This window comes from Candidatus Dormiibacterota bacterium, assembly GCA_035532835.1.
Taxonomy (GTDB): domain Bacteria; phylum Vulcanimicrobiota; class Vulcanimicrobiia; order Vulcanimicrobiales; family Vulcanimicrobiaceae; genus DAHUXY01.
The window spans coordinates 49,051-71,446 of sequence record DATKQG010000053.1; the positions used below are offsets into that span (position 1 = coordinate 49,051).

Consider the following 22,396-nt stretch of genomic DNA (forward strand, 5'->3'; position numbering starts at 1 on the left):
GATGAGCCACGCATGACCACCGCTCGCTACGATGTCGCCGACGGCGTCGCAACGCTCACGCTCGATCGGCCCGAGCGTAAGAATCCGCTCACCTTCGCACTGTACGCAGAGTTGCGCGATTGGTTCGTATCGCTGCGGAACGAGCCGTCGGTGCGAGCCGTCGTCCTGCATGGTGCGGGCGGCAATTTCTGCTCCGGAGGCGACGTTCACGAGATTATCGGTCCGTTAACCGAACGCTCGCCGAACGAGTTGCTCGCGTTCACCGAAATGACGGGCGACCTCGTGAAAGCGATGCGCGCGTGCCCGCAACCGATCGTCGCCGCGATCGACGGGGTGTGCGCCGGCGCCGGAGCGATTCTCGCCATGGCCAGCGATCTACGCTTGGGCACGGAGCGTTCGAAGGTTGCCTTTCTTTTCGTGCGGGTCGGATTGGCCGGCTGCGATATGGGCGCGTGCGCCATGCTTCCGCGGATCGTCGGCCACGGACGCGCGAGCGAACTGCTCTACACGGGGCGTTCTTTGAGCGGCCCGGAAGCGCTTGCGTGGGGCTTCTATAACGCTCTGCACGAACCCGACGACGTTCTCGAACGAGCGCGAGATCTCGCGCGCGGCATCGCCGGCGGCCCTACTCTCGCACATGCGATGACCAAACGCATGCTTCACGAGGAGTGGGCGTTACCGCTCGATGCGGCGATCGACGCCGAGGCGCGCGCGCAGGCGATCTGCATGGAGAGCAACGATTTCACCCGCGCCTACCGAGCCTTCGTTGAAAAACGCTCGCCGATTTTTGAGGGAAATTGATGCTCGCTAACGACCTTGCGTGGCCGTTCTTCGCAGAGCATCACCGTCGGTACGCGCGCGACCTCTCATCGTGGCTCGGCCTGCGCGCCGTGCGCGACGATGAAACCGATGTCGACGCGTCCTGTCGTGCTTGGGTGCGCGCGCTCGGCGAGGCCGGCTGGCTGCAGGCGTGTATCGCGCCGTTAGACGTTCTGACGTTATGTCTCTCTCGCGACGTGCTCGCGGAATACGGGGCGTTGGCCGATTTCGCATTTGCGATGCAGGGGCTGGGAAGCGGCGCGATCTCGCTGTTCGGCACGCGGGATCAGCGCGACGCCTATCTCCCCGCGGTCGCGCGCGGCGAGTGCATCGCGGGCTTCGCGCTCTCTGAAGATACCGCCGGGTCCGACGTCGCCGCTCTCGCAACGACGGCTCGCCGCGAAGGCGACGACTATGTGATCGACGGTGAGAAGACCTGGATCTCCAATGCGGGCATCGCCGACGTCTATACGATGTTTGCGAGGACGGGTGCGGCCGGTGCAAAGGGTCTGAGTGCGTTTATCGTCGACGCGAACGCACCGGGCTTGCAGGTGGTGGAACGCATCGAAACGATCTCGCCCCATCCCTTAGGGACGTTGCGCTTCGAGCGCGTTCGCATTCCCGCATCGCAGCGCATCGGCGAAGAAGGCAAGGGCTTCGCGATCGCGATGGCTACGCTGGACGTGTTTCGCAGCACCGTCGGCGCGGCCGCCGTCGGCTTTGCGCGCCGGGCATTGGCTGCATGTATCGATCGTGCCGCAACGCGCGAACTCTTTGGCGCTCCGCTCGGAGCGTTACAGTTGACGCAGTCCGCGATCGCCGAGATGGCTACCGACGTTGACGCAAGCGCGCTGCTGGTCTATCGCGCCGCCTGGACGAAGGACCAGGGCGCCGCCCGCGTAACGCGGGAAGCGGCAATGGCGAAGTGGTTTGCGACCGAGGCGGCGGGACGCGTGTGCGACCGTGCGGTCCAAATGTTCGGCGGCCGCGGCGTGAAGCGCGGGGAGATCGTCGAACGGCTCTACCGCGACGTGCGGGCTCTGCGCATCTACGAAGGGGCCAGCGAAGTTCAGCGTATCGTTATCGCTCGCGCCACGATGGAGGGACGCTAGGTGTCGCAGAGCCCTCATACCGATACGTTTGCGAACGACCGGCTCCCGCACCCCGACCGAATGCCCGACCTGCTGTTGGAGCGCGAAGAGCTGCGTTATCCCGCCCACGTCAACGCCGTTTCGGTGTTGCTCGATGCGCACGTCGAGCGCGGCGACGGGGAGCGGCGCTGCATCGTGGCGCCGGGAGCGATCGATCTCACCTATCGAGACCTGCAGAACGCGGCGAATCGCATTGCAAACGTCTTGGTCCGCGATCTCGGGGTGGTGCCGGGCAACCGTGTTTTGTTGCGTGCCTACAACTCGCCGATGTTCGCGGCGTGTTGGCTTGCCGTGTTGAAAGCCGGAGCGATCGCCGTGAGCACGATGCCGCTCTATCGCGCCACGGAGTTACGGAACATCGTCGAAAAGGCGCGCGTGAACGTGGCCCTCTGCGATAGCAGGCTGGCGCCCGAGTTGCAAGCGGCCACCGAAGCCTCGCCGATTCCGACGATCTACTTTGGAGGCGACGAGCCGGGCGGGTTGGAGGCGCGGATGGACGCGCAATCGGATCGTTTTCGGAACGTCGAGACGAGCGCCGCGGACGTCGCGATGATCGCCTTTACCTCCGGTACGACCGGCGCGCCGAAAGCCGCGATGCACTTCCATCGCGATCTGCTCGCGAGTTGCGATACCTACGCACGCTACGTCTTACAGCCGCGGCGCGACGACCTTTTTGCGGGAAGCCCTCCGCTCGCGTTTACCTTCGGGCTGGGCGGGTTGCTGCTGTTTCCCTTGTATGCCGGGGCGGCAACGCTCTTGCTTGAGAAGGCGGGGCCGGCGGAGTTGCTGCAGGCGATCGAGAGCTTCGGTGTTACGACGCTCTTCACCGCGCCGATCGCTTATCGCACGATGACGACGATGCTGGAGGGTTACGACATAAGCACGCTGCGCACGTGCGTTTCCGCGGGCGAGACCTTGCCGAAGCCGGTCTGGGACGCATGGTACGCCAAGACCGGAATCGCCATTCTCGACGGCATCGGCAGCACGGAGATGCTGCACATCTTCATCGGCAGCCCCGTTGACGAGGTGCGCTCGGGGTCGACGGGACGCGTCGTTCCCGGATACGTGGCTGAGATTCACGATGAGGAAGGGGCGCGGCTTCCGGCAGGTGCCGTCGGGCGGCTTGCGGTGCGGGGCCCGACCGGCTGCAAATATCTGGACGATCCGCGCCAGGCGAGTTACGTGCAGAACGGCTGGAACTATCCCGGCGATGCGTACCGCATGGATGAGGATGGGTACTGCTGGTACGTCGCGAGAACCGACGACATGATCGTCTCGGCCGGTTTCAACGTCTCGGGGCCCGAGGTCGAACAGGCACTGCTGGAGCATCCCGAAATTCACGAGTGCGCCGTGGTTGCGAAACCGGACCCCGCGCACGACACGCACATCGTGAAAGCGTTCGTCGTGCTGCGTACGCCCTCCGAAGATCCGCAGCGCACGTCGGCCGAACTCATCGCGTTCTGCAAAACGCAGATCGCGGCGTTCAAGGCTCCTCGAGAGATCGAATTCGTCACCGAGTTACCGCGTACGCAAACCGGGAAGGTCCAGCGTTTCAAGCTGCGCGATCGTGCCTCGGGCGAGGGCGACGCGGAGCCGCTAAGGTAGAACGGCGGTAGCCTCGATCTCTACGAGCGCGCGGTCTTCGAGAAGGCCGCGCACTTCCACCAGCGTCATCGCCGGAAAGTGGACGCCGAAAACCGCTCGATATGCCTTGCCGAGCGCGCGCTCGCTCGCGCGATAACGCTCCTTGTCGGTAACGTACCAGGTCAGCCGTACGACGTGCTGCGGAGTACCGCCGGCGGCGGCAACCACCGCGACGACGTTGCGGAGTGCCCGCTCCGCCTGCTCCACAAAATCGTCCGAAACGAGCTCGCCACGCTCGTTCCAGCCGACCTGCCCCGCAACGGCCAGGAAGCGTCCCTGCGCGATCGTGCCGTTGCTGTATCCGCGCGGCTGCGGCCAGCCTGCCGGCTGAATGGATTCGGTCATGCGAGTTCTCCGATCGACGTGCCGCGGCTCATGCTTCCCACCGCGCGCAGCAGCAGCGTCACCACGACGGTGACGGCGAGGTTGATGGCTAGGGCGTAGAGGGCCAGAAAGCCGGTGAGGCTTTGCCCGAGGATGTGAAGCGTATAATTGGGTTTGAACCCGGTCGCGTACGCCATGGCGCCGGCGGCCGCCATACCGCAACACCACCCCAGCAGCAGCGCTTTGGGATGGAACCAGCGCGTGTACAATCCCAGCACGAACGCCGGAAAAATTTGGAGCATCCACGCGCCGCCCAGTAGTTGAAAGTAGATGGCATACTGCACCGGCACGGCAAAGACGAGGCCTAGGGCGAGCGCGCAGATCGCTACCGTGAGCCGCTTTGCAACGGTTGCATCGCGGTGCGCGCGATCCGCGTGAAAGTGCGCGAGCACGTTGTTCGCAAAGAGGTTGGCGGCTCCGATGGCCATGATCGCTGCCGGGACGAGCGCTCCGATCACGATCGCGGCTTGAGCGACGCCGACGAACCAGCTCGGAAAGTAACGAGCGATCAGTAACGGCACGACCGAGCTGGAGTTGCTGGTGACGATGCCGGCCGCAATACCGCAAAAACCGAGCAGCGCGAGAAACCCTAGCAAGATCGAGTAGATCGGGAGCAGCGCGGCGTTCCGGCGAATCACGTCGCGGCTCTTCGCCGCCAATACGCTGGTGATCGCGTGCGGATAGAAGAAGAGCGAGAGCGAAGACCCCAGCGCCATCGATGCGTAAGCGAAATACTGCGAGGGCGCGAGATAAAGGCCACCGGAACCGGGATGCGCCGCAAAGTGCGCTTGCGCGAGCGCGAAGATGCGGGCCCAACCGCCGAGCCGCGCGGGGATCACGACGATCGCTGCGATGACGGTCACGTAGATGAGCGTATCTTTTACGAAAGCGATCATAGCGGGCGCGCGCAAGCCGCTCGTATACGTGTAAGCCGCGAGGAGCACGAACGCGACCGCCAGCGCGACGAAGCTTCCGCCGCCGTTCGATGCGCCGCCGACTTGCACGAAGACGGCCTGCATGCCGTCGAGCTGTAGGGCGATGTAGGGCATAGCGGCCAGCACTCCGGTGAGCGCGACCGCTACCTCCAGCGAACGGTCGGCGAAGCGATCGCGAACGAAATCGGCCGACGTGACGTATCCGCGAGCGCGCGCGACACTCCAAAAGCGCGACAGCACCACCAGGGCGATCGGGTATGCGATGGTTGCATACGGCACCGCGAAAAAGCCGAGCGCGCCGACGCCGTAGACCAGCGCGGGCACGGCGATGAACGTATACGCCGTGTAGAGGTCGCCGCCCAGCAGAAACCACGAAACCACGGTGCCGAACCGCCGGCCGCCGAGCGCCCACTCTTCGAGCGAGTTCAAATCGGCTCGCCGCCAGCGCGACGCGAGAAATCCCATCGCGGTCACGCCCAGCACCAAGAGGGCGAGAACGAGCGTGCCGCTAGAGATCACGACGCTCCCGCGTCATCACCACGACGATGCCGAGCAGCAGCGTCGTGATGACGATCCATAGCAGTTGGTACCAATAAAAAAACGGAATTCCGCCGAGTGACGGATCGGGGCGATCGTACAGCGCGGGGACCAGCGTTCCGGCGAACGGCAAGAGCAACAGCGCGTACCACCAGCGTCTCCTCATCCTGGCCGCGATTTCAACGTTCGAACGGAAGGGTCCGCTGCGCCCACCAATCCGTAAAGGAGACTCGGCCGAGGATATTTGCGAGCGCCATTCCGCCCAAACAGACGATCGCCCCGAGCACTTGATACGGCGTAAACTTCGTGTGGAGGATAGGAATGCTCAGCGCTCCCGCAAGGACGGGCGTGAGAAAGCTGAAGAGCGAGACGCGGCCCGCTCCAATCCGCGCGATCCCCCAACTCCAGACCGGATACGTGAGGAGGATGGGAAAGAGCGTTGCGAAGATGAAGCGACTCCACACGTACCATCCGAGCCGATCGACGTGGGTATGGGAGAGTGCGACGATGCCGCCGGGTGCGATCATGACCGCGCCGATGGCCATCGTGATTGCGAGTAGAGTCAACGGCGAATACCGTTTGAGAAGCCGAGCGCTCACGACGTTATAGCCGGCAAAGACCAATGCTCCCATCAGCGTGAGCGTGTCGCCGAGCTGAAAGCGCGCCGCGCCCGCAAAGACGCCTTCGTAGATCGCAATCCCGGCCAGGGCGATGACCGTCCCGAGCCAACGTCCGCTGCGGACGCGCTCGAGCCCGGCCAATGCCACGATGGAGAGCGTGAAAACCGGAGCAAACGCGCCGAGCAATGCCGAGGCAAACGCCGTCGTATGCGCGAGCCCGATGATCCAAAAATACTGATAAGCACCGTAGCCGCACGCGCCGCACAGGAGCAGCATCGGCCAATCACGACGCTCGACGTGCAGACGCTCGCCGCTGGCATAGACGAGCCCGAAAGCTAGCGGCGTCATAATGAGGAAGCGCATGAACGTGAAGGCGAGCGGATCGATCAGCTCGACGACCTGCTTGACGAGCACGGTATTGAGGGCCCAACAGAAGACGACGTAGAGTAGGGCGAGATAGATAAGGAGGCGCGAGCGCACGATTCGCCGCAGTTTCGACACGATATGGCGGAATCCGCGTGTAGATTCATCGATAATGACGGCGTGCAGCTCTGCTGCGAGCGCCGTGGAAGCGGCGAGCGCCGATTGCTGTTCGTTCATGGCTGGATCAGTTCGCGTCGCATGTGGTACGACGTCGCCGATCGTTTGGCGCCGGATCGGTTTACGATGGACCTGATGGACGTGCGCGGTTGCGGACGCTCGGACCGGCCTTCGCGCGGGCACGATTTGGAGGGCTATGCCTCAGACGTGCGCAGCGTTCTCGCCGAGATCGGCGGCCCGGTAACGGTCGTCGCGCACTCGATGGGTGCAAAGATCGTCCAGTTTCTGGCCTGCGATGCATCGAATGCGATCGAACGGCTCATCCTCGTCGCCCCCGGGGTGGCCGCCGCCGTACGACCGTCGCCGCGGCATCGCGCCCAGGCGCTCGAAGCCTTTGGATCGCGGCGAGCGATCGAACGATTCACGCGCGCTGCGATGTTTCGCGCGCCTTCGGAGCGGAGTTTCGAGCGGATCGTCGACGACGCGCTGCTCGCGCAATACGAACACTGGATCGGCTGGTACGACCGCGGTCGAGCTGCCGACTTTGCCGATCGATTGGACGAGATCCGCGTCCCCACGCTCGCAATCGCCGGCGAGAAAGACCCGCTGGTGAGCGCCGCCCGCGTGAAGCGCGATCTTACCAACAAGATCGAGGGCGCGCTGCTGGTGACGTTGCGCGGCGCGGGGCACAACCTGCCGGTTGAGACGCCGGCCGAAATTGCGGCAGCGATCGAACGCTTCACCGCATAACGCGCGCTATGGATCCCACGGGAGGGCGGCCGGCGCGACGTCGTACGATTGCGCGCGCCAAACGTTCGCCGGTATGCGCGCGTTGGTTCGTGCATTCTGATAGACGACATCGATGAGCGTACCGCCGTTTGCGGTGCCGATGCTTCCCGCATCGTCGCCGGCGCCGTTGGCCGCGAGCCCGTCGCTGCGCAGATCGAGCGAACCGGCGAGGACCGCGTATGGCGGCACCGCGATCGTGCGAAAGCGGACTTCAGCGTTACGACGGGCCAGTATCGCCCCGGTGGGACCGGTGACGATCGTTGAGATCGTCGCGTCGCCGCGTCCCTCCGCTACGCGATCGTTCTCTTGCCAATACGACGCGCATCCCTGGTTCGGGCACGCCGATCCGGCGGGGCTTGGTGCCGCGCCCGGGGTTACGAACGTCACGACGCCGATCGCGCGAAACGCGCAAACGCTCGTGCCTAAAGGTGCGCACGTCGCGATCGGTATCGGCGAAAGGCTGGGAAAGGTGGACGCGCCCGGATTCGCCGCCACCGCCGCGGCGAGTGCCGTCTGCGCGCGCGTGGTTGCCGCAAGCGTCTCGCCGTTCGCGAGATCGGCGGCGCGGTGGGCGATCGTGGCGTGCGCGAGCGATGCGGTTGCGAGCATGATGGCTTGCACGAGCGCGGTGACGAACGCGAGCAGCAGCAGGACGCGGAGCAGCATGGGCTATGGCGCCCCGGTCGGTGCGGCAACCGTCGCCGGCGCGAAAACGTTCGCTCCCGGCGGAGGTGCGCGATGCGCGAGCAGCAGGTTCGCGCTTGCCGAACGAACCGGAACGCTGCTCGTCGCGCGCACCGTAATGGCGGTGCTTCCATCGGATTGCGAGCGCACGTCAAGCACCATCTGTATCGGGAAGGGCGAGGCCGACGGGAGGGGAACGGTGGTCGCCAGCGATGCCGGTGCGAGGGTCGTGTCGCTGTATTTTAGGAGATCCGCGGCGACGCGAGCCTCCCGGGCCGCAGCGCGATCGATCGCTTCCTGATATGGATCCGGGCCGAAATGCCGTATCGCGATCATCGCGAGGTTCAGCAGGACGCCGAGGACGCATGCCAGGATGCCCATGGCAATCACCGCTTCAAGGAGCGATGCTCCCGATTCGCCCGATCTCACACTATCCGAGTGTGCCCGAATGCATCGGCTAGGGGACGCGGCGACTCGCCCATCGCATCAACGGCCGCTCGAAGAGATAGGTGATGAGTGCGGCGAGCGCGATGCTGACCGCGAACGCTACGAGCGTGTACTGCCAACCCCAGCCGATGTTTCCGCGCGGGTCGCCGATGTATGGCGGCACGTGAAGGCGCAGCAGCTCGCGTGCGACGATCTGGTGATAGAGATAGAGATTGTACGAGACGAATGCCAGAAAGCGCAGGGGCGCGTTTGCGAAGATGCGTGCAAACGCCGGCGGACTCCAGAGCAATCCTAACGCGATCATGCCGAAGACGATCCCGAAGAGCGGCCGCCAATCGATCTGCCACACGAACGGCCACTGGTCGGCCGCACGATTGCCGTAGAGGTTCGCGAGCAGCGCCGCCAGAAGCGCGAAGCCGGCCAACGATACGACGGGCCAAAGCGCCGAACGCCGGCCGCTCCGCTGCGCTTTCGGATAGCGCACGAAGGCCCACGCCCCGAGCATCCCGCAGGCAAAGATATCGAGATAACCGGGGAGATTTTCTTCAAGCAACTCGAAGGACGTGTGCAAGCAGCAGCGTGCCGCCAGCGTGCGCCACGCAAGCGAGAGCGCGATCATCGCGCCGGCCGTCAGAAAGGGTCGTCGAGAGAAGCACCACCACACGATTGGGAAAATGCAGTAAAACTCGACTTCGACCGCAAGCGTCCACAACACGCCGTTGATCGACCCGTACGTCTGCTGCCACCAGGTATGGACGAACAGCAGATGCGCGATCACGTCGCGCCAGACGTGTCCGTCCCCTTGGGTCTGCGCGTAGCCGATGGCGTAGGCTATGGCGATCGACAGAGCATACGACGGAACGATTTTCGCGAATCGCCGATATGCAAAATGTCCCCAAGTTGGGCGCGGCGTACCGAGCAAGCGCGACCGCACGAACGGATATGCGATCACGAAGCCGCTCAAAAAAAAGAAGAGATGAACGCCGATAAAGCCCGTTTCGGGAACGAACTCGAGCCACGGAAAGGGCGCGGGCAGCCACGATATCTCCCAAACGTGGTACCACAGCACCAGCAGAACCGCGATCCCGCGCAGCCCATCCAGCACATCGAGACGCCGCTCCGCTTGCCCGGTCACCGCCGCTTCATGCGCAGCCCCCGGCCCGATACCCTGCCGAGATTGTATTACGTGCTTGACACAAACCGCACGTTTGTATTAGCCTATCGGTACAAAAGAGGGGCGACTGAAAGGATAGGATCGTGACGGCATTTGAGCGGGATTTTATGTCCGTATTTCTGTTGATCTTCGGTGCGGGATTGCTATTCCTGAAGCCCGTCTTGGGCTCGCGCGCCAGCTGGATGGGGATCAGGGTTGCGGCGATCGATGCCGATCGGCTTCGGCGTGCGATAGACGCGCGTAAGATTGCTGAAGGGCCGGGCGTTCCGAACGGGAGATACGCGGGAATCTGGTTTCTGCTTCTCGCTCCGGCAACGTATTTCACGGCGCTTCCCCCGGCCGTTGCGTATGCGCTCGCGGTACTTGGTTTAGCAACGAGCATGGCTATCGAATTCGTAGGTTTGCGCCGTGCCTATCGAAAGCGCGTCGCAAGTCTGCGCGTCCGTTCGCCGTGGTCACTTCCTCCATTGTTGATGGCAGCCATGTATGTGGCGGCTGCCTCCCCCCTGGCATATGTCATTCGAGCGCAGGATGCGCTCGCCGCCGTGCTGGTTTCGGCTAGTGCCGCGGTCATGCTCGCGCTTGCATCCCGCGTTGCATCTCTGCCTCCGCTTTTGATCGGCGACGATGTCGCAGTCGAGGAGGCGCTGGACGAGCATATTCGCACCGCACGCGCGGCGGGGTTGATCTTGCTTGCCGGAGCCACCCTCTACGTATTTGCAAGCTTTACGGGGATTGGTGCCGAGCCGCTTCATCTGAGCATCTTTGCGATCGAATTGATTGCCTGGGCCGGTTCTTCCGTCTGGCTGTTTAGAACGATGCGGCGGCCAATGAAGTTGCGAGCATAGACGGGGATGCAGTTAGCGATCGCGCTCGACCTCCAACGTGATACGCCCCCGTTCGCGCAGATCGTCGAGCAAATCCAATCGTACATTGAGGGTGGAGCGTTGGCGCCGAATGCGCCGTTACCGACGGTACGCCAATTGGCGCGCGATCTGGGGATCGCCCCGAACACGGTTGCGCGAGCGTATTTGGAACTGCAGGACGCCGGCTGGCTCGTCGGCGACGGGCGACGGGGAACGCGCGTAGCATCGCGCGTTCCCCTACAGGCCCGGCGTTCGCGCGCGCATGCGTTGGGCGAAGCCGTCAGTCGTTTTGTCGATGGAATGCGCCGCCGCGGCTATACGCTGCCGGAGATCGCCGCAGCCGTCGGAGATATCCGCGAGTGAACGGCTATAGCAAGCACGTCGTCCCACTTGGCCGACGGTCGGGCCGGCAGCCCCGCGCGGATCGCCGATCGCCCTTGACAACGCTGGCCCTCCTGTGGTTGCATAGCCGAAACATGCAGCACGCACCCGTTTACGCCTACGCATATTATTTTAGCCGTCCCGTCGGGCCGGTTGGATTGGCGTTTGCATAGCGAGTAGCGAGTGAGTCAGATAGCGATGCGAGCCCCTGCCGACCGGCGGGGGCTCGTTGCATTTCCGGGGCAACGGCGAGGAGAACACGAGTGATCAAAGCGGTATTTCAAGGGGTCGATGGGGCATACTCGCAACTGGCGCTGGCGCACGCGCTGCGCGAACGAGGTATCGAGGCGCAGATCGAAGGCGTGGCCAGCTATCGCCATCTAGCGACCGCCGTTGCAAGCGGGCGTGCAGACGCCGGCATCTTGCCGCTGGAAAATGCGATCGTCGGTACGGTGCGCGAGGGCTACGATTTACTCGCGGAGTACGCGCTTGCGCCGTTGGCCGAAGTCCTGTGGCGCACGGACCACCGTCTGCTCGGCGTGCCGGGCGCGACCCTAAGAGACGTGCGCGAAGTGCTGGCGCACCCGTTGGTTATCGCGGAATGCGGGACGTTTCTCGCGACGTTGCCGCACGCGCGTGCTATTCCGTGCGAAGATACGGGCGTCGCGGCTCGAGAGGTTGCGCGGGGCGGCAATCCGGCCATCACCTCGCTCGGCCCGTCAGCGGCGGCGGCGTTCTATCATCTCGATGAGTTGGCCGAACACTGCGCCGACGACCCCGGAACGTACTCGCGATTTGTCGTCTTCGGCACCGATGCGGCGGGTGCGTGGAATGATGGCCTCGCGCGGCCACGGAAGACGTCGCTGATTCTCTCGGTCGCGAATCGCGCCGGAACGCTGGCAAACACGTTGACGCAGCTCGCGCAGCGCGGCGTCAACGTGAGTAAGCTCGAATCGAAGCCACGCCTGGGTCACAGCGACGAGCACACGTTCTACATCGACGTCGAAGGCGATCTCCACGACGAGGTGCTACGAGAAGCCGTAGCGCGCATGCAACGCGAGGCGAAGACGCTCGTGGCCCTGGGGAGTTACGACGCGCACGTGGGCGCGCCGGCTGGAGCGAATGCGGCGCCGGCACCGATATCGTCGCCTCGCGTCGAAACTCAGCCGCGATTGGAACCGCAACCGCAGCCGCCGAGCGCTGCGAATTCCGCGTTCCCGCTGGTGGCACGGGCATCGCGGCCCGGCGGCTCGATCGTGCGCGTAGGCGCGGTGTCGATCGGGGATGGGAGTTTCACCATCGTCGGTGGGCCGTGTTCAGTGGAATCGCGCGAGCAGATTCTCCTTACCGCGCGCGGCGTCGTGGAGCGCGGCGCCGTGATGCTGCGCGGCGGCGCGTTCAAACCCCGTACGAGCCCGTACGCGTTCCAAGGCCTGGGCTGGGACGGCGTCGATCTGCTGGCCGAAGCCGGGCGCGCGACCGGAATGCCGACGGTTAGTGAAGTGATGACGATCGACCAGGTCGAGCGCATGGCCCAACGCATCGACATGCTGCAAATCGGCGCCCGCAACATGCAAAACTTCGATCTGCTCAAAGCGGTTGGCCGCGCGGGCCGGCCCGTGTTACTCAAACGCGGCCTCTCCGCAACGATCGACGAACTGCTGGCCGCGGCCGAATACATTCTCTCCGAAGGAAATCCGAACGTCGTGCTTTGCGAACGCGGCATTCGCACGTTCGAACCGTCGACCCGCAATACGCTCGATCTCTCGGCGGTGCCCGTCCTGCGCGAACGGACGCACTTGCCGATCTTCGTCGATCCCAGCCACGGCGTGGGCGTGCGGCGCTGGGTTCGCCCGCTCTCGCGCGCCGCGAAGGCCGTCGGAGCCGACGGATTGCTGATCGAAGTGCACTCCAATCCGCCCGAAGCCAAGAGCGATAAAGAGCAAGCCTTGACGTTCGATGACTTCGCGCAGATCGTGCACGATCTCGAACGCATACCGCTCGAACACCCGGCGTTGGCGGTAACGCCGCGATGAAGATGCGCGGCATTCGCGGTGCGATTACGGTCGAGTGCGACGACGCGCAGGCGATCGTCGCCGCGACCAAACGGCTGTTGTGCGCGATGGTGGAGCGCAATCGCGTGGGGATCGACGACATCGCATCGGTGCTGTTCAGCCTCACGCCCGATCTGCATGCGGCCTTTCCGGCGCTCGGGGCGCGCGAAATGGGGTGGGTGCACGTGCCGATGCTGCACTTTACGGAGATCGACGTGCCGGGTTCGCTCGGGCAATGCGTGCGCGTGCTCATGCACGTGAACACGGCGATCGGGCAAGAAGCCTTGGACCACGTCTATCTCGACGGCGCCGTCGCGCTCCGTCCGGATTTAGCGAAAGACGCGCGATGATCGAGCCGGGGACGCTCGGCATCATCGGCGTCGGGTCGATCGGCGGTTCGATTGCATTAGCCGCGCAACGGCGCGGCTGGTCGACGATCGGGTACGATCGCGACCCGCTCGCGAGCGATTGCGCCGGGCCCCAAGACGTGTACGACCGAGCGGATGTTCTGGTGATCGCTACTCACCTCGAATCCAGCCTGCAGTTGTTGCGGGAACTCGCCGTAACGCCACCCGCGCGCGCCCGCTTGATCCTCGACGTTGCCTCGGTAAAAGTCCCCATCCTCGATGCGGCAGCGGGGCTGTCGCATTTTGTCGCCTCCCATCCGATGGCCGGAACGGAGCGTAGCGGACGTGCCGCCGCGAGCGCCGAGCTCTTCGACGGACGCATGTGGGCATACGTCCCGGGCCGCGACGGTGCGTTGAACGAACGCGCTCGCACCTTTATCGAGCAGTTGGGCGCGCGCCCGTTTGCCGTCGATCCGTACGTGCACGACCGAGTGGTCGCCCTCACCTCGCACGTGCCGCAAGTGGTGGCGAGCGCGGTTGCCGCGCACGTACGCGAACTTGCGCAGAGCGCGGGCGAGGGAGTCGTCGACGCGCTCTGCGGCCCAGCGGCACGCGAATTGCTGCGGCTAAGCCGCTCCGGCGCGGACATGTGGCGCGATATTCTACATGCCAACGCCGCAGAGGTCGCGCCACAGCTGCGAGCCATCGCCGAGGAACTGCTCGCGATCGTTCGCGCGCTTGAAGACGGCGATGACGGCGCGATCGAACGCGTCTTTTCGCGCGGTAATCCCAGGCGATGAAACTCACGGCCGGATTTCAAGGCGAAGCCGGGGCGTTTAGCGAGGAGGCGGCGCGGCAGCTGCTTGGGGATGTCGAGACGCGCGGTTACGAGAGTTTCGACGAGTTGCTCGCGGCGGTCGATCGCAAGGAGGTCGAGCTGGGTCTCTTGCCTTGCGAGAACAGCATTCACGGCGCGATCGCTCGCTCGTACGATCTCTTGCTGGCCTATCCGCGCGTGCGCATCGTGGATGAGACGACGCACCAAATCGTGCAGTCGCTGATTGGAACGCACGATGCGACGCTCGAGGGAATCACATCGATTCGCTCCCATCCCGTGGCGATCGAACAGTGCCGGGGATTTCTTGCAAAGCATCCGCACGTGGAAATTCGAGCGGCCACCGATACGGCCGGTTCCGTGAGGGAAATCGCGAGGTTGGGCGACCCGACGCAGGCGGCGATCGGCCCGGCGGCAAGCGCCGCGCGGTACGGAGGGCGGATTCTCGTGGATTCGGTTGCGGACGAAGCTGAAAATTACACGCGATTCTTCGTTATCCAGCGAGACGGGCCGGCGCGGCGCAGCCTGGGACGGACCTGCGTCGCAACCGTGCTCGTACACCGGCCGGGCAGCCTGCACCGGGCGTTAGGAGAGATCGAGAGCCGGGGCTTCAACCTTCGTTCGCTCATCACGCGCCCGCGGCGCGGTAACCCGTTCGAATACGTGTTTTACCTGGAATTCGATTGCCCGTCCTACGAGGAGGCTCGCGAACTCGCCGCGCGGCTAGCCCCGAAATCGCAGATTTTGGGTTGGTATTAATGACCTGGTCGTATAAGCTGGGATAAGCAACCGTTCCCGCGAGCGAGAGGTGGCAAGCATGGAAACCAAGGGTGCCGAGCGGTCGAGTGGCTACGCCGCGTTCGCCTACGTGGTGGTCGTCCTGGTCGCGGGCCTGCTCCCCGGTAGTCCCCCGGCCGTGAACGCGGCTCCGGCGACGATCGCGGCCTGGGTAGCCCAACACGAGAACGAGCTCTTGCTGGCCGCGTGGCTCTCGTTCCCCGGGCTCGCGTTCTTCCTTTGGTATGTGGTCGGCCTCCGCGCGTACTTGCACGACGCGCCCGGGCAAGACGAGGGGCTGGGCACCTACATGCTCGTGGCGGGCGTGCTGGCCGGAGCCTTCGCCCTGCTCAACGCGTTCTTTCAAGCCGTCCTCGGATATCGAGCGGCCGAGTTGGGCCCAAACGAGGTCCGCGTGCTCTACGACGGCTTTGGCCTCTCGGGGACGCTGCTCTTTGCGCCGCTGGCCATCTTCACGTTTGCCGCCAGCCACAGCGCCCGGCGCCACGGAAGCTTCTCCGGGGCATTCGGAGGCTTCGGCTACGTCACCGCCATCCTGCTCGGCCTCTGCACGCTCTCGATCTTCTTTAAAGATGGACCGCTGCGCCCCAATGACGAGATGGTTTTGGTGGCCCTCCTGGCTTATGGGATTTGGACGGTTTGGACGGGCATAACCCTCGTCAAACGACGTTGACGGCCGCGACCCACCCTGATATACTGCCCTAGTTCAGGCCCACCCGCAGGTGTGGCCGAATTTGTGTGTGTTGCTAATTTGCAGCGTCGCCTGCAACGTTGGGGAGTTTGAGTGCCGACCATCAATCAACTGGTTCGTAGGGGCCGCGTCAAGACCGATAAAAAGGTGAAAACGCGTGCTTTCCGCGTGATCCTCACCGGGCCGAAGCCGGGTCATCCCGATCTTCCGACCCGCACGTTCGAGGTCGCCGGAAACCCGCAGCGTCGCGGCGTCTGCACGCAAGTGAAAACCGTGACGCCGAAGAAGCCGAACTCGGCCCTGCGTAAAGTTGCGCGCGTACGCTTGACCAATGGTGAAGAAGTCACGGCGTACATCCCCGGCATCGGCCATAATTTGCAGGAGCACTCCGTGGTGCTCGTGCGCGGCGGCCGCGTCAAGGATCTTCCGGGCGTGCGTTACCACATCATCCGAGGGACGCTCGATACCGCCGGCACGGCGAATCGCAAGCAAGGCCGCTCGAAATACGGCGCCAAGCGCTCAACCAAAAAGTAAGCGACACCAGTAAGGAATATTGAAGTAGATGCCACGTAAAGGCCCGGCTCCGAAACGGCAGATTCTGCCCGACCCGAAGTTCAACTCGAAAGTGCTTGCGCGCTTCATCAATAAATTGATGATCAAGGGCAAGAAGTCGACGGCGGAGATGCTCACCTACGGTGCGCTCGAGATCGTTGCGGAGAAGTCGGGGCGCGATCCCATGGACGTGTTCTCGCAGGCGCTTTCGAACGCGATGCCGCTGGTCGAAGTCCGGCCGCGCCGCGTCGGCGGTGCCACCTATCAGGTCCCGATGGAGGTCCGTCCGGATCGCCGTCAGGCCATGGGTATGCGTTGGCTGATCAACTACGCTCGCGCACGCGGCGGACGTTCGATGGAAGAGAAGCTCGCGGGCGAATTGCTCGATGCAGCCAACAACATCGGCCCGACGATCAAGAAGCGCGAAGATACGCACAAGATGGCTGAAGCGAACAAAGCGTTCGCTCACTACCGCTGGTAAGGCTCACCAAGAATCAACATGGCTGCTAGAGAATTTCCCCTCGACCATACCCGTAACATCGGCATCGCCGCACACATCGATGCCGGTAAGACCACCTGTACAGAGCGCATCCTGTTCTACACCGGCCGCGTGCATAAAATCGGTGAAGTGCACGACGGCGCCGCGACGATGGACTGGATGGTTCAGGAGCAGGAGCGCGGCATCACGATCACGTCGGCCGCGACCGCGTGTACCTGGCGCGACAACCGGATCAATATTATCGATACGCCTGGGCACGTGGACTTCACGGTTGAAGTCGAGCGCTCGCTCCGCGTGCTCGATGGCTTGGTCGCGCTTTTCGATTCGGTAGCCGCCGTGCAGCCGCAGTCCGAAACCGTGTGGCGTCAGGCCAATAAGTACAAAGTCCCGCGCATCGTGTTCGTCAATAAGATGGACCGCATGGGTGCGGATTTCTTCAACGTCGTCGATAAGATTCGCGAACGCCTGGGCGCCCACGCGGTGCCGGTCCAAGTGCCGATCGGCGCCGAGGATAACTTCAAGGGCGTCGTCGATCTCTTCACGTTGCACAAGATCGTCTACACGGACGATGCCGGCTCGACGATGGACGAGACCGAAGTCGAAGAGGGCGAACTGCGCCAGACCGCATTGAAGTGGCGCCAAAAATTGGTCGAAGCGATCGCCGAGCAAGACGATGAACTGCTCGAGATGTTCTTCGACGGCAAAGAGCTCCCGGTCGACCGCATGAAAACCGCGCTGCGTAAAGCGACGATCGCGGGCACGGTGCTGCCGATGCTCTGCGGCTCGGCGTTCAAGAACAAGGGCGTACAGCCGCTGCTCGACGCAATCGTCGACTATCTGCCCTCGCCGCTCGAAGCCAAGACCATCACGGGCGTCGAGCCGCGCACCGGCGAAGCGATCACGCGTGAAGCCGACGACAATCAGCCGTTCGCCGCGCTCGCATTCAAGATTGCGACCGATCCGTACGGCAACTTGACGTACTTCCGCGTCTACTCGGGCACGCTCGATAAGGGCTCGTACGTTTACAACGCGCGTACGGGTAAGAAAGAGCGCATCGGACGCATCTTGCGCATGCACGCGAACCATCGCGAAGACATCGACGCGATCGGCGCGGGCGATATCGCAGCGGCCGTCGGCCTCTCGGATACGCGCACGGGCGACACGCTCTGCGACGAAAAGACGCCGATCATGCTCGAGAACATCATCTTCCCCGAGCCCGTGATCTCGCAGGCGATCGAGCCGAAGACCAAGGGTGACCAGGATCAGCTCGGCAAGGGCCTCCAGCGCCTAGCGCAGGAAGACCCGACGTTCCGCATGTGGACCGACGATGAGACGCAGCAGACGATCATCGCCGGCATGGGCGAGTTGCATCTCGAAATTATCTTGGATCGCCTCCGTCGCGAATTCAAGGTCGAGGCCAACGTCGGCAAGCCGCAGGTCGCCTACAAAGAAGCGATCACGAAGACCGTTGAAAAGCAGGGCAAGTTCGTGCGCCAGTCCGGCGGCAAAGGCCAGTACGGCGATGTTTGGCTCAGGGTTGAGCCGGGCGAGCCGGGGAGCGGCTTCATCTTCGAGTGGAAGATCGTCGGCGGTAAGGTGCCTAAGGAATATGCGAAGGCGGTTCAGCAAGGCATCGAGGAGTCGTCGCAAAACGGCGTGCTCGCCGGCTTCCCCGTGCTCGATTTCAAGGCGACCGCGTTCGAAGGCTCGTACCACGATGTCGATTCTTCGGAAATGGCATTTAAGATTGCCGCATCGATGGGCTGGAAAGAAGCCAATCGCGCGGCGGGCCCGATTTTGCTCGAGCCCATCATGAAAGTCGAAGTGACGACGCCCAAAGATTACATGGGCTCGATCACGGGCGATCTCAACCGGCGCCGCGGTATGATCCAGGCGACGGAAGAGGCGCCGGGCGGCGCGCAAGTGATTCTTGCGAACGTACCGCTCTCGGAAATGTTCGGGTACGCTACCGACATGCGTTCAGCGACGCAGGGCCGCGCCACGTACACGATGGAGTTCTCTCACTACGAGAAGGCTCCAAAATCGGTCGAAGAGGAAATCATCGCCAAATCGGCCGGCAAGAAGACCTCGGCGGCATAAGCTAGAGGCGTTTAACCAACAACACTAACAGCGAGCGCCGTCGAGCGATCGACGGGACTTTAAACGAGGAACAAACAGGACAACATGGCAAAGGCAAAATTCGAACGCACCAAGCCGCACGTGAACATCGGTACCACCGGTCACGTCGATCACGGCAAGACGACCCTCACCGCGGCGATCACGCATTGTCTCGCAACCGCGGGCCTTGCGAAGGCACGCAACGTCGATGAAATCGACAACGCTCCCGAAGAAAAAGAACGCGGCATTACGATCGCCATCTCGCATCAGGAATACGAGACGGTGAAGCGCCATTACGCGCACGTCGATTGCCCCGGTCACGCCGACTACATCAAGAACATGATCACGGGCGCCGCGCAGATGGACGGAGCCGTGCTGGTCGTGGCTGCGACCGACGGTCCGATGCCGCAGACCCGCGAGCACATTCTGCTCATGAAGCAGGTCGGCGTTCCGAAGATCGTCGTGTTCCTCAACAAAGTCGACTTGGTCGACGACGAAGAGTTGCTCGAGCTGGTCGAGATGGAGATCCGCGAACTGCTCACGCAGTACGAATACGACGGCGACAACACGCCGATCATCCGCGGTTCGGCCCTTAAGGCGCTCCAGTCGAGCGGTAAGAGCGACGATCCGGCGGCGCAGCCGATCTTCAAGCTGATGGACACCGTCGATGAGTACATCCCGGACCCGGTTCGTCAGACCGACAAGCCGTTCTTGATGCCGATCGAAGACGTGTTCACGATCACCGGTCGCGGCACCGTCGGCACCGGTCGCGTCGAGCGCGGTCAAGTCAAAGTCGGCGAAGAAGTCGAGATCATCGGCCTCCAGGAAGCGACGCGTAAAACCGTCGTGACCGGCATCGAAATGTTCCGCAAACTGCTGGACATGGGCATCGCCGGCGACAACGTCGGCGTCCTCCTGCGCGGCATCGAGCGTAACGACATCGAGCGCGGTCAGGTTCTTGCCAAGCCGGGCTCGATCAAGCCGCACACGAAGTTCAAAGCCGAAGTCTACGTCCTTTCGAAGGAAGAGGGCGGCCGTCATACGCCGTTCTTTGCGAACTACCGTCCGCAGTTCTACTTCCGCACGACCGACGTTACCGGAACCATCCGGCTGCCTGAGGGCGTCGAGATGGTCATGCCGGGCGACAACGTCGCGATGGACGTCGAGCTCATCACGCCGATCGCTTGCGAAGAGGGCTTGCGCTTCGCCATTCGCGAGGGCGGCCGCACCGTCGGCGCCGGCGTCGTGACGTCGGTAAGCGACTAACTCGAAAAGAATCGGACCGGGGATTCTTCCCCGGTCCGCCTCGTAACCGCGCGTGCGCTTGCGAGGGGTGGTAGAATAGGGTGATTCGGTTCCCCAGCGCTCTTTGACAACTGAGAAATATAAGGATAGAGATGGCTAAGCAGAAGATTCGCATTCGCTTGAAGGCGTACGATCATAAGGTGCTCGATCAGTCGGCCGAACGCATCGTCGAGACGGCGAAGCGTACCGGCGCGTTCGTAAGTGGTCCCGTTCCGCTCCCAACCGAGATCAATCGGTTTTGCGTGCAGCGTTCCACCAATAACGATAAGAAATCGCGCGAGCATTTCGAGATGCGCACGCACAAGCGTCTGATCGATATCCTCCAGGCCTCGCCTAAGACGATGGATGCGCTCATGCATCTCGACTTGCCGGCCGGCGTCGATATCGAACTCAAAGCGTAATCCTGCGCGCTACGCGCGTTACGAATGGTCCGGAGCTGCGGCTCCGGGCTTTTTTTATGGAGTTTCCGCCGCTTGCCCGAAGTGCGGCAAGAGTGCGGCGACAAAGGCCTGAGCCGCGGGCGGGATTGCGCGTTCCTGATTGACGACGATGTGCCACTGGCGTTGGAGCGGGGTGATCGGTGTGGGAACTTCGATGAGATCGCCGTTTTCGAGTTCGCGGCGAACGGAGTCGAGCGAAACGAGCGAGATGCCCAAGCCCGCGCGGACGCACTCTCGGATCGCGCCGTTCGAACCGATCGTGAGCTGGCGGTGCGGCTCGATGCCGAGATCGGCAAAGAATTCCGCCGAGAGGGCGCGCGTTCCGGTGCCGGGTTCGCGCAGGAGCCACGTCGCGGCCGCGAGGCCGGTCGGCGCGATGCGTTGCGCGGGCGTTGCGACCACGACGATTTCATTCAACCTGGTGGCGATGGATCTGAATCGCTGATCGAGCGGCGGGCGCCCAGCCACGACGACGTGAACCTCCCAGGCGGCCAACCGCTCCCAGACGCTCTGCCGGGTCGAGACGTCGAGCTCGATCTCCATGGCCGGATGCTCTTTGCGAATGTCGCGCAACATCGGGGGGAGCACGTGCTCCGCCACGGTGGCAACCGTCCCGACCCTCGCGCGCGGTTCCACGTCTCGCTCGAGCGAGCGAAGATCGTCCAGAGCGTCGTCCAGGATCGCAAAGAGATGCCGAGCGTGACCGGCGAGGCGCAAGCCGCCTTCGGTCAGCTGGATGCCGCGGCCGTCGCGACGGATGAGGGCGACTCCAAGCTCGTTCTGCAGGGCCGTCACCGTGGCGGAGACGGCCGGCTGCGAGATGCTCAAACGCTCGGCGGCGACCGATATCGACGATCCTTGCGCGACCGCCAGAAACACCCGTAATCGAGCCAGCGAAATATTAACCATATGCTTATGAATTAGCATAAATATTGTATTTGACGCAAATGCTTGGTGTATGGCAAACTATGGTCAAGCGGAGATCGCACCAACTCTCCGTGACTCCAAAACGCAGTGGATAGAAAAAGTCGGGCTCGTGACTCTCCTCACGGGACCCGGCTTTTTCGCTTGAGAATATCCCGGGGTATGGAACTCAAGCCGACCTATCTCGGGACCATGCTATCGCTCGCTACCGTTGCTTTCGGCTTCATTGCCGCGAGCGCGTGGAACAAGGCGATCGGCGATATTATCGCGGTTTGGCTCAAGCCCGGCACCGGCGCAATTGCGGAGGTCGTGTACGCGATCATCGTGACGATCATCGCCGTAGCCGTGATTCAAAATCTCGCGAAGATCGCCGAGCGAGACATCGGCCCGAAAGTGTAAACGCAACGCGGGCGCGAACGAGCCTCGCTATGCCAATTGACCTTCGCGAAATCCGCTCGCGCACGCTCCGCGGCACCAAGAAACGGATCTTTCATCTTCTCGAGGAGATGGGAACGTCCGGCGACCAAATCTGGCCTTTTGCGGCGCAACCGTTTATGCGCTCGCCGGGGCCGCTCACGCCCGGTCGCACCGAAGAGTGGCACTTGGGCATTCATGCGGTGCTCGCGGAAGTCGTACCGGAAGAACGCATCGTGTGGCGCATTCTGAACGACGGCGTCGAGGGGACGCACGGATTCTATCTTCACAGCGAGGGCAAGGAGACGACGGTCGACTACCGGATCGAAGCGACGCTTTCGGACACCGACGGCAGGTTGCTCTGGCGCCGTTTTGAGGACCATTTCGAACGCTCGACCGAAGCGATGTTCGACAAGCTCACCCGCGTGCTCAAGCGGTAGCGATCGCG

At 63.3% G+C, this 22,396-nt stretch carries 25 protein-coding genes and 2 pseudogenes; 19 read left to right on the forward strand and 8 right to left on the reverse strand.

The annotated features are described in order from the left end of the window. Positions 1-12: 12 nt before the first annotated feature. The 3 genes from VMW12_07035 to VMW12_07045 are packed head-to-tail and all read left to right on the forward strand — an operon-like array spanning position 13 to position 3,575. Positions 13-801: an enoyl-CoA hydratase family protein gene (locus VMW12_07035; GenBank protein ID HUZ49479.1), complete on the forward strand. Its 789-nt coding sequence runs from the start codon at positions 13-15 to the stop codon at positions 799-801. Beyond that, a complete protein-coding gene (locus tag VMW12_07040) occupies positions 798-1,931 on the forward strand; it encodes an acyl-CoA dehydrogenase family protein (protein ID HUZ49480.1) in 1,134 nt (377 codons plus the stop codon). Before VMW12_07035 ends, VMW12_07040 begins: the two co-directional genes overlap by 4 nt. Beyond that, entirely contained in the window at positions 1,932-3,575 is a 1,644-nt protein-coding gene (locus tag VMW12_07045; GenBank protein ID HUZ49481.1) for an AMP-binding protein, read from the forward strand. Here VMW12_07045 and VMW12_07050 read toward each other — a convergent pair. From VMW12_07050 to VMW12_07065, 4 genes are read right to left on the reverse strand one after another with little or no spacing between them, the layout of a single operon-like run. Beyond that, a complete protein-coding gene (locus VMW12_07050; GenBank protein HUZ49482.1) occupies positions 3,567-3,959 on the reverse strand; it encodes a RidA family protein in 393 nt (130 codons plus the stop codon). The two genes, VMW12_07045 and VMW12_07050, sit on opposite strands and share 9 nt — an antisense overlap. Continuing rightward, complete coding sequence (locus VMW12_07055) at positions 3,956-5,398, reverse strand: sodium:solute symporter (protein ID HUZ49483.1); 1,443 nt, start codon at positions 5,396-5,398, stop codon at positions 3,956-3,958. The genes VMW12_07050 and VMW12_07055 overlap by 4 nt, the downstream gene beginning before the upstream one ends. 43 nt (positions 5,399-5,441) lie before the next feature. Continuing rightward, a complete protein-coding gene (locus tag VMW12_07060) occupies positions 5,442-5,636 on the reverse strand; it encodes a DUF3311 domain-containing protein (protein ID HUZ49484.1) in 195 nt (64 codons plus the stop codon). A gap of 13 nt (positions 5,637-5,649) precedes the next feature. After that, positions 5,650-6,690 carry a DMT family transporter gene (locus tag VMW12_07065; protein HUZ49485.1) on the reverse strand — a complete coding sequence of 347 codons (1,041 nt, stop codon included), beginning with the start codon at positions 6,688-6,690 and terminating at the stop codon, positions 5,650-5,652. Between the two features lie 21 nt (positions 6,691-6,711). On the opposite strand from VMW12_07065, the gene VMW12_07070 reads away from it, so the two are divergent. Next, a complete protein-coding gene (locus VMW12_07070; GenBank protein HUZ49486.1) occupies positions 6,712-7,380 on the forward strand; it encodes an alpha/beta fold hydrolase in 669 nt (222 codons plus the stop codon). Between the two features lie 6 nt (positions 7,381-7,386). Here VMW12_07070 and VMW12_07075 read toward each other — a convergent pair whose 3' ends face one another. The 3 genes from VMW12_07075 to VMW12_07085 are packed head-to-tail and all read right to left on the reverse strand — an operon-like array spanning position 7,387 to position 9,685. Then, positions 7,387-8,085: a hypothetical protein gene (locus VMW12_07075; protein HUZ49487.1), complete on the reverse strand. Its 699-nt coding sequence runs from the start codon at positions 8,083-8,085 to the stop codon at positions 7,387-7,389. A 3-nt stretch (positions 8,086-8,088) separates the two neighbouring features. After that, the gene (locus tag VMW12_07080; protein ID HUZ49488.1) at positions 8,089-8,532 is read right to left on the reverse strand and encodes a hypothetical protein; all 444 of its coding nucleotides are present in this window, start codon (positions 8,530-8,532) and stop codon (positions 8,089-8,091) included. A gap of 28 nt (positions 8,533-8,560) precedes the next feature. Next, positions 8,561-9,685: an acyltransferase gene (locus VMW12_07085; GenBank protein ID HUZ49489.1), complete on the reverse strand. Its 1,125-nt coding sequence runs from the start codon at positions 9,683-9,685 to the stop codon at positions 8,561-8,563. Between the two features lie 122 nt (positions 9,686-9,807). Here VMW12_07085 and VMW12_07090 point away from each other — a divergent pair, with 122 nt between their 5' ends. The 13 genes and pseudogenes from VMW12_07090 to rpsJ all read left to right on the forward strand — a co-directional run bounded on the left by VMW12_07090 (position 9,808) and on the right by rpsJ (position 20,571). Beyond that, positions 9,808-10,572 carry a hypothetical protein gene (locus tag VMW12_07090; GenBank protein HUZ49490.1) on the forward strand — a complete coding sequence of 255 codons (765 nt, stop codon included), beginning with the start codon at positions 9,808-9,810 and terminating at the stop codon, positions 10,570-10,572. A 6-nt stretch (positions 10,573-10,578) separates the two neighbouring features. Then, positions 10,579-10,953 carry a GntR family transcriptional regulator gene (locus tag VMW12_07095; GenBank protein HUZ49491.1) on the forward strand — a complete coding sequence of 125 codons (375 nt, stop codon included), beginning with the start codon at positions 10,579-10,581 and terminating at the stop codon, positions 10,951-10,953. Positions 10,954-11,234: 281 nt separating this feature from the next. Next, positions 11,235-11,774: pseudogene (locus VMW12_07100) on the forward strand (prephenate dehydratase domain-containing protein). Between the two features lie 405 nt (positions 11,775-12,179). After that, positions 12,180-13,007: pseudogene (gene aroF / locus VMW12_07105) on the forward strand (3-deoxy-7-phosphoheptulonate synthase). Next, positions 13,004-13,375, forward strand: a complete 372-nt coding sequence (gene aroH / locus VMW12_07110; GenBank protein ID HUZ49492.1) for a chorismate mutase — start codon at positions 13,004-13,006, stop codon at positions 13,373-13,375. Before aroF ends, aroH begins: the two are co-directional and overlap by 4 nt. Next, positions 13,372-14,172, forward strand: coding sequence for a prephenate dehydrogenase/arogenate dehydrogenase family protein (locus tag VMW12_07115; GenBank protein ID HUZ49493.1), 801 nt, complete (start codon positions 13,372-13,374; stop codon positions 14,170-14,172). Before aroH ends, VMW12_07115 begins: the two co-directional genes overlap by 4 nt. Beyond that, the gene (locus tag VMW12_07120) at positions 14,169-14,966 is read left to right on the forward strand and encodes a prephenate dehydratase domain-containing protein (protein ID HUZ49494.1); all 798 of its coding nucleotides are present in this window, start codon (positions 14,169-14,171) and stop codon (positions 14,964-14,966) included. The genes VMW12_07115 and VMW12_07120 overlap by 4 nt, the downstream gene beginning before the upstream one ends. Before the next feature lie 58 nt (positions 14,967-15,024). Then, positions 15,025-15,678: a hypothetical protein gene (locus VMW12_07125; protein ID HUZ49495.1), complete on the forward strand. Its 654-nt coding sequence runs from the start codon at positions 15,025-15,027 to the stop codon at positions 15,676-15,678. Between the two features lie 111 nt (positions 15,679-15,789). Next, entirely contained in the window at positions 15,790-16,230 is a 441-nt protein-coding gene (gene rpsL, locus VMW12_07130) for a 30S ribosomal protein S12 (GenBank protein HUZ49496.1), read from the forward strand. Positions 16,231-16,258: 28 nt separating this feature from the next. Then, the gene (gene rpsG, locus VMW12_07135; GenBank protein HUZ49497.1) at positions 16,259-16,729 is read left to right on the forward strand and encodes a 30S ribosomal protein S7; all 471 of its coding nucleotides are present in this window, start codon (positions 16,259-16,261) and stop codon (positions 16,727-16,729) included. 18 nt (positions 16,730-16,747) lie between these two features. Beyond that, positions 16,748-18,847, forward strand: a complete 2,100-nt coding sequence (gene fusA / locus VMW12_07140; GenBank protein HUZ49498.1) for an elongation factor G — start codon at positions 16,748-16,750, stop codon at positions 18,845-18,847. An 84-nt stretch (positions 18,848-18,931) separates the two neighbouring features. Then, complete coding sequence (tuf, locus tag VMW12_07145) at positions 18,932-20,131, forward strand: elongation factor Tu (protein ID HUZ49499.1); 1,200 nt, start codon at positions 18,932-18,934, stop codon at positions 20,129-20,131. Between the two features lie 131 nt (positions 20,132-20,262). Further along, complete coding sequence (gene rpsJ / locus VMW12_07150; GenBank protein HUZ49500.1) at positions 20,263-20,571, forward strand: 30S ribosomal protein S10; 309 nt, start codon at positions 20,263-20,265, stop codon at positions 20,569-20,571. Positions 20,572-20,625: 54 nt separating this feature from the next. On the opposite strand, the gene VMW12_07155 is transcribed toward rpsJ, so the two are convergent. Further along, on the reverse strand, positions 20,626-21,519 hold the full coding sequence (locus VMW12_07155) for a LysR family transcriptional regulator (protein HUZ49501.1): 894 nt from the start codon (positions 21,517-21,519) through the stop codon (positions 20,626-20,628). Positions 21,520-21,696: 177 nt separating this feature from the next. On the opposite strand from VMW12_07155, the gene VMW12_07160 reads away from it, so the two are divergent. Both VMW12_07160 and VMW12_07165 read left to right on the forward strand, forming a co-directional pair. Then, entirely contained in the window at positions 21,697-21,933 is a 237-nt protein-coding gene (locus VMW12_07160) for a DUF5654 family protein (GenBank protein ID HUZ49502.1), read from the forward strand. A gap of 29 nt (positions 21,934-21,962) precedes the next feature. Then, positions 21,963-22,388 carry a hypothetical protein gene (locus VMW12_07165; GenBank protein ID HUZ49503.1) on the forward strand — a complete coding sequence of 142 codons (426 nt, stop codon included), beginning with the start codon at positions 21,963-21,965 and terminating at the stop codon, positions 22,386-22,388. The last annotated feature ends 8 nt before the right edge of the window (positions 22,389-22,396 follow it).

Excerpts from the sequence above, each read along its gene's own strand:
- VMW12_07035 (HUZ49479.1), top strand. The coding sequence starts at position 13 with ATGACCACCGCTCGCTACGATGTCGCCGACGGCGTCGCAACGCTCACG.
- VMW12_07050 (HUZ49482.1), bottom strand. The coding sequence starts at position 3,959 with ATGACCGAATCCATTCAGCCGGCAGGCTGGCCGCAGCCGCGCGGATAC.
- VMW12_07055 (HUZ49483.1), bottom strand. The coding sequence starts at position 5,398 with ATGGGATTTCTCGCGTCGCGCTGGCGGCGAGCCGATTTGAACTCGCTC.
- VMW12_07060 (HUZ49484.1), bottom strand. The coding sequence starts at position 5,636 with ATGAGGAGACGCTGGTGGTACGCGCTGTTGCTCTTGCCGTTCGCCGGA.
- VMW12_07065 (HUZ49485.1), bottom strand. The coding sequence starts at position 6,690 with ATGAACGAACAGCAATCGGCGCTCGCCGCTTCCACGGCGCTCGCAGCA.
- VMW12_07070 (HUZ49486.1), top strand. The coding sequence starts at position 6,712 with ATGTGGTACGACGTCGCCGATCGTTTGGCGCCGGATCGGTTTACGATG.
- VMW12_07075 (HUZ49487.1), bottom strand. The coding sequence starts at position 8,085 with ATGCTGCTCCGCGTCCTGCTGCTGCTCGCGTTCGTCACCGCGCTCGTG.
- VMW12_07095 (HUZ49491.1), top strand. The coding sequence starts at position 10,579 with ATGCAGTTAGCGATCGCGCTCGACCTCCAACGTGATACGCCCCCGTTC.
- aroH (HUZ49492.1), top strand. The coding sequence starts at position 13,004 with ATGAAGATGCGCGGCATTCGCGGTGCGATTACGGTCGAGTGCGACGAC.
- VMW12_07115 (HUZ49493.1), top strand. The coding sequence starts at position 13,372 with ATGATCGAGCCGGGGACGCTCGGCATCATCGGCGTCGGGTCGATCGGC.
- VMW12_07120 (HUZ49494.1), top strand. The coding sequence starts at position 14,169 with ATGAAACTCACGGCCGGATTTCAAGGCGAAGCCGGGGCGTTTAGCGAG.
- VMW12_07125 (HUZ49495.1), top strand. The coding sequence starts at position 15,025 with ATGGAAACCAAGGGTGCCGAGCGGTCGAGTGGCTACGCCGCGTTCGCC.
- rpsG (HUZ49497.1), top strand. The coding sequence starts at position 16,259 with ATGCCACGTAAAGGCCCGGCTCCGAAACGGCAGATTCTGCCCGACCCG.
- fusA (HUZ49498.1), top strand. The coding sequence starts at position 16,748 with ATGGCTGCTAGAGAATTTCCCCTCGACCATACCCGTAACATCGGCATC.
- tuf (HUZ49499.1), top strand. The coding sequence starts at position 18,932 with ATGGCAAAGGCAAAATTCGAACGCACCAAGCCGCACGTGAACATCGGT.
- rpsJ (HUZ49500.1), top strand. The coding sequence starts at position 20,263 with ATGGCTAAGCAGAAGATTCGCATTCGCTTGAAGGCGTACGATCATAAG.
- VMW12_07155 (HUZ49501.1), bottom strand. The coding sequence starts at position 21,519 with ATGGTTAATATTTCGCTGGCTCGATTACGGGTGTTTCTGGCGGTCGCG.
- VMW12_07160 (HUZ49502.1), top strand. The coding sequence starts at position 21,697 with ATGGAACTCAAGCCGACCTATCTCGGGACCATGCTATCGCTCGCTACC.
- VMW12_07165 (HUZ49503.1), top strand. The coding sequence starts at position 21,963 with ATGCCAATTGACCTTCGCGAAATCCGCTCGCGCACGCTCCGCGGCACC.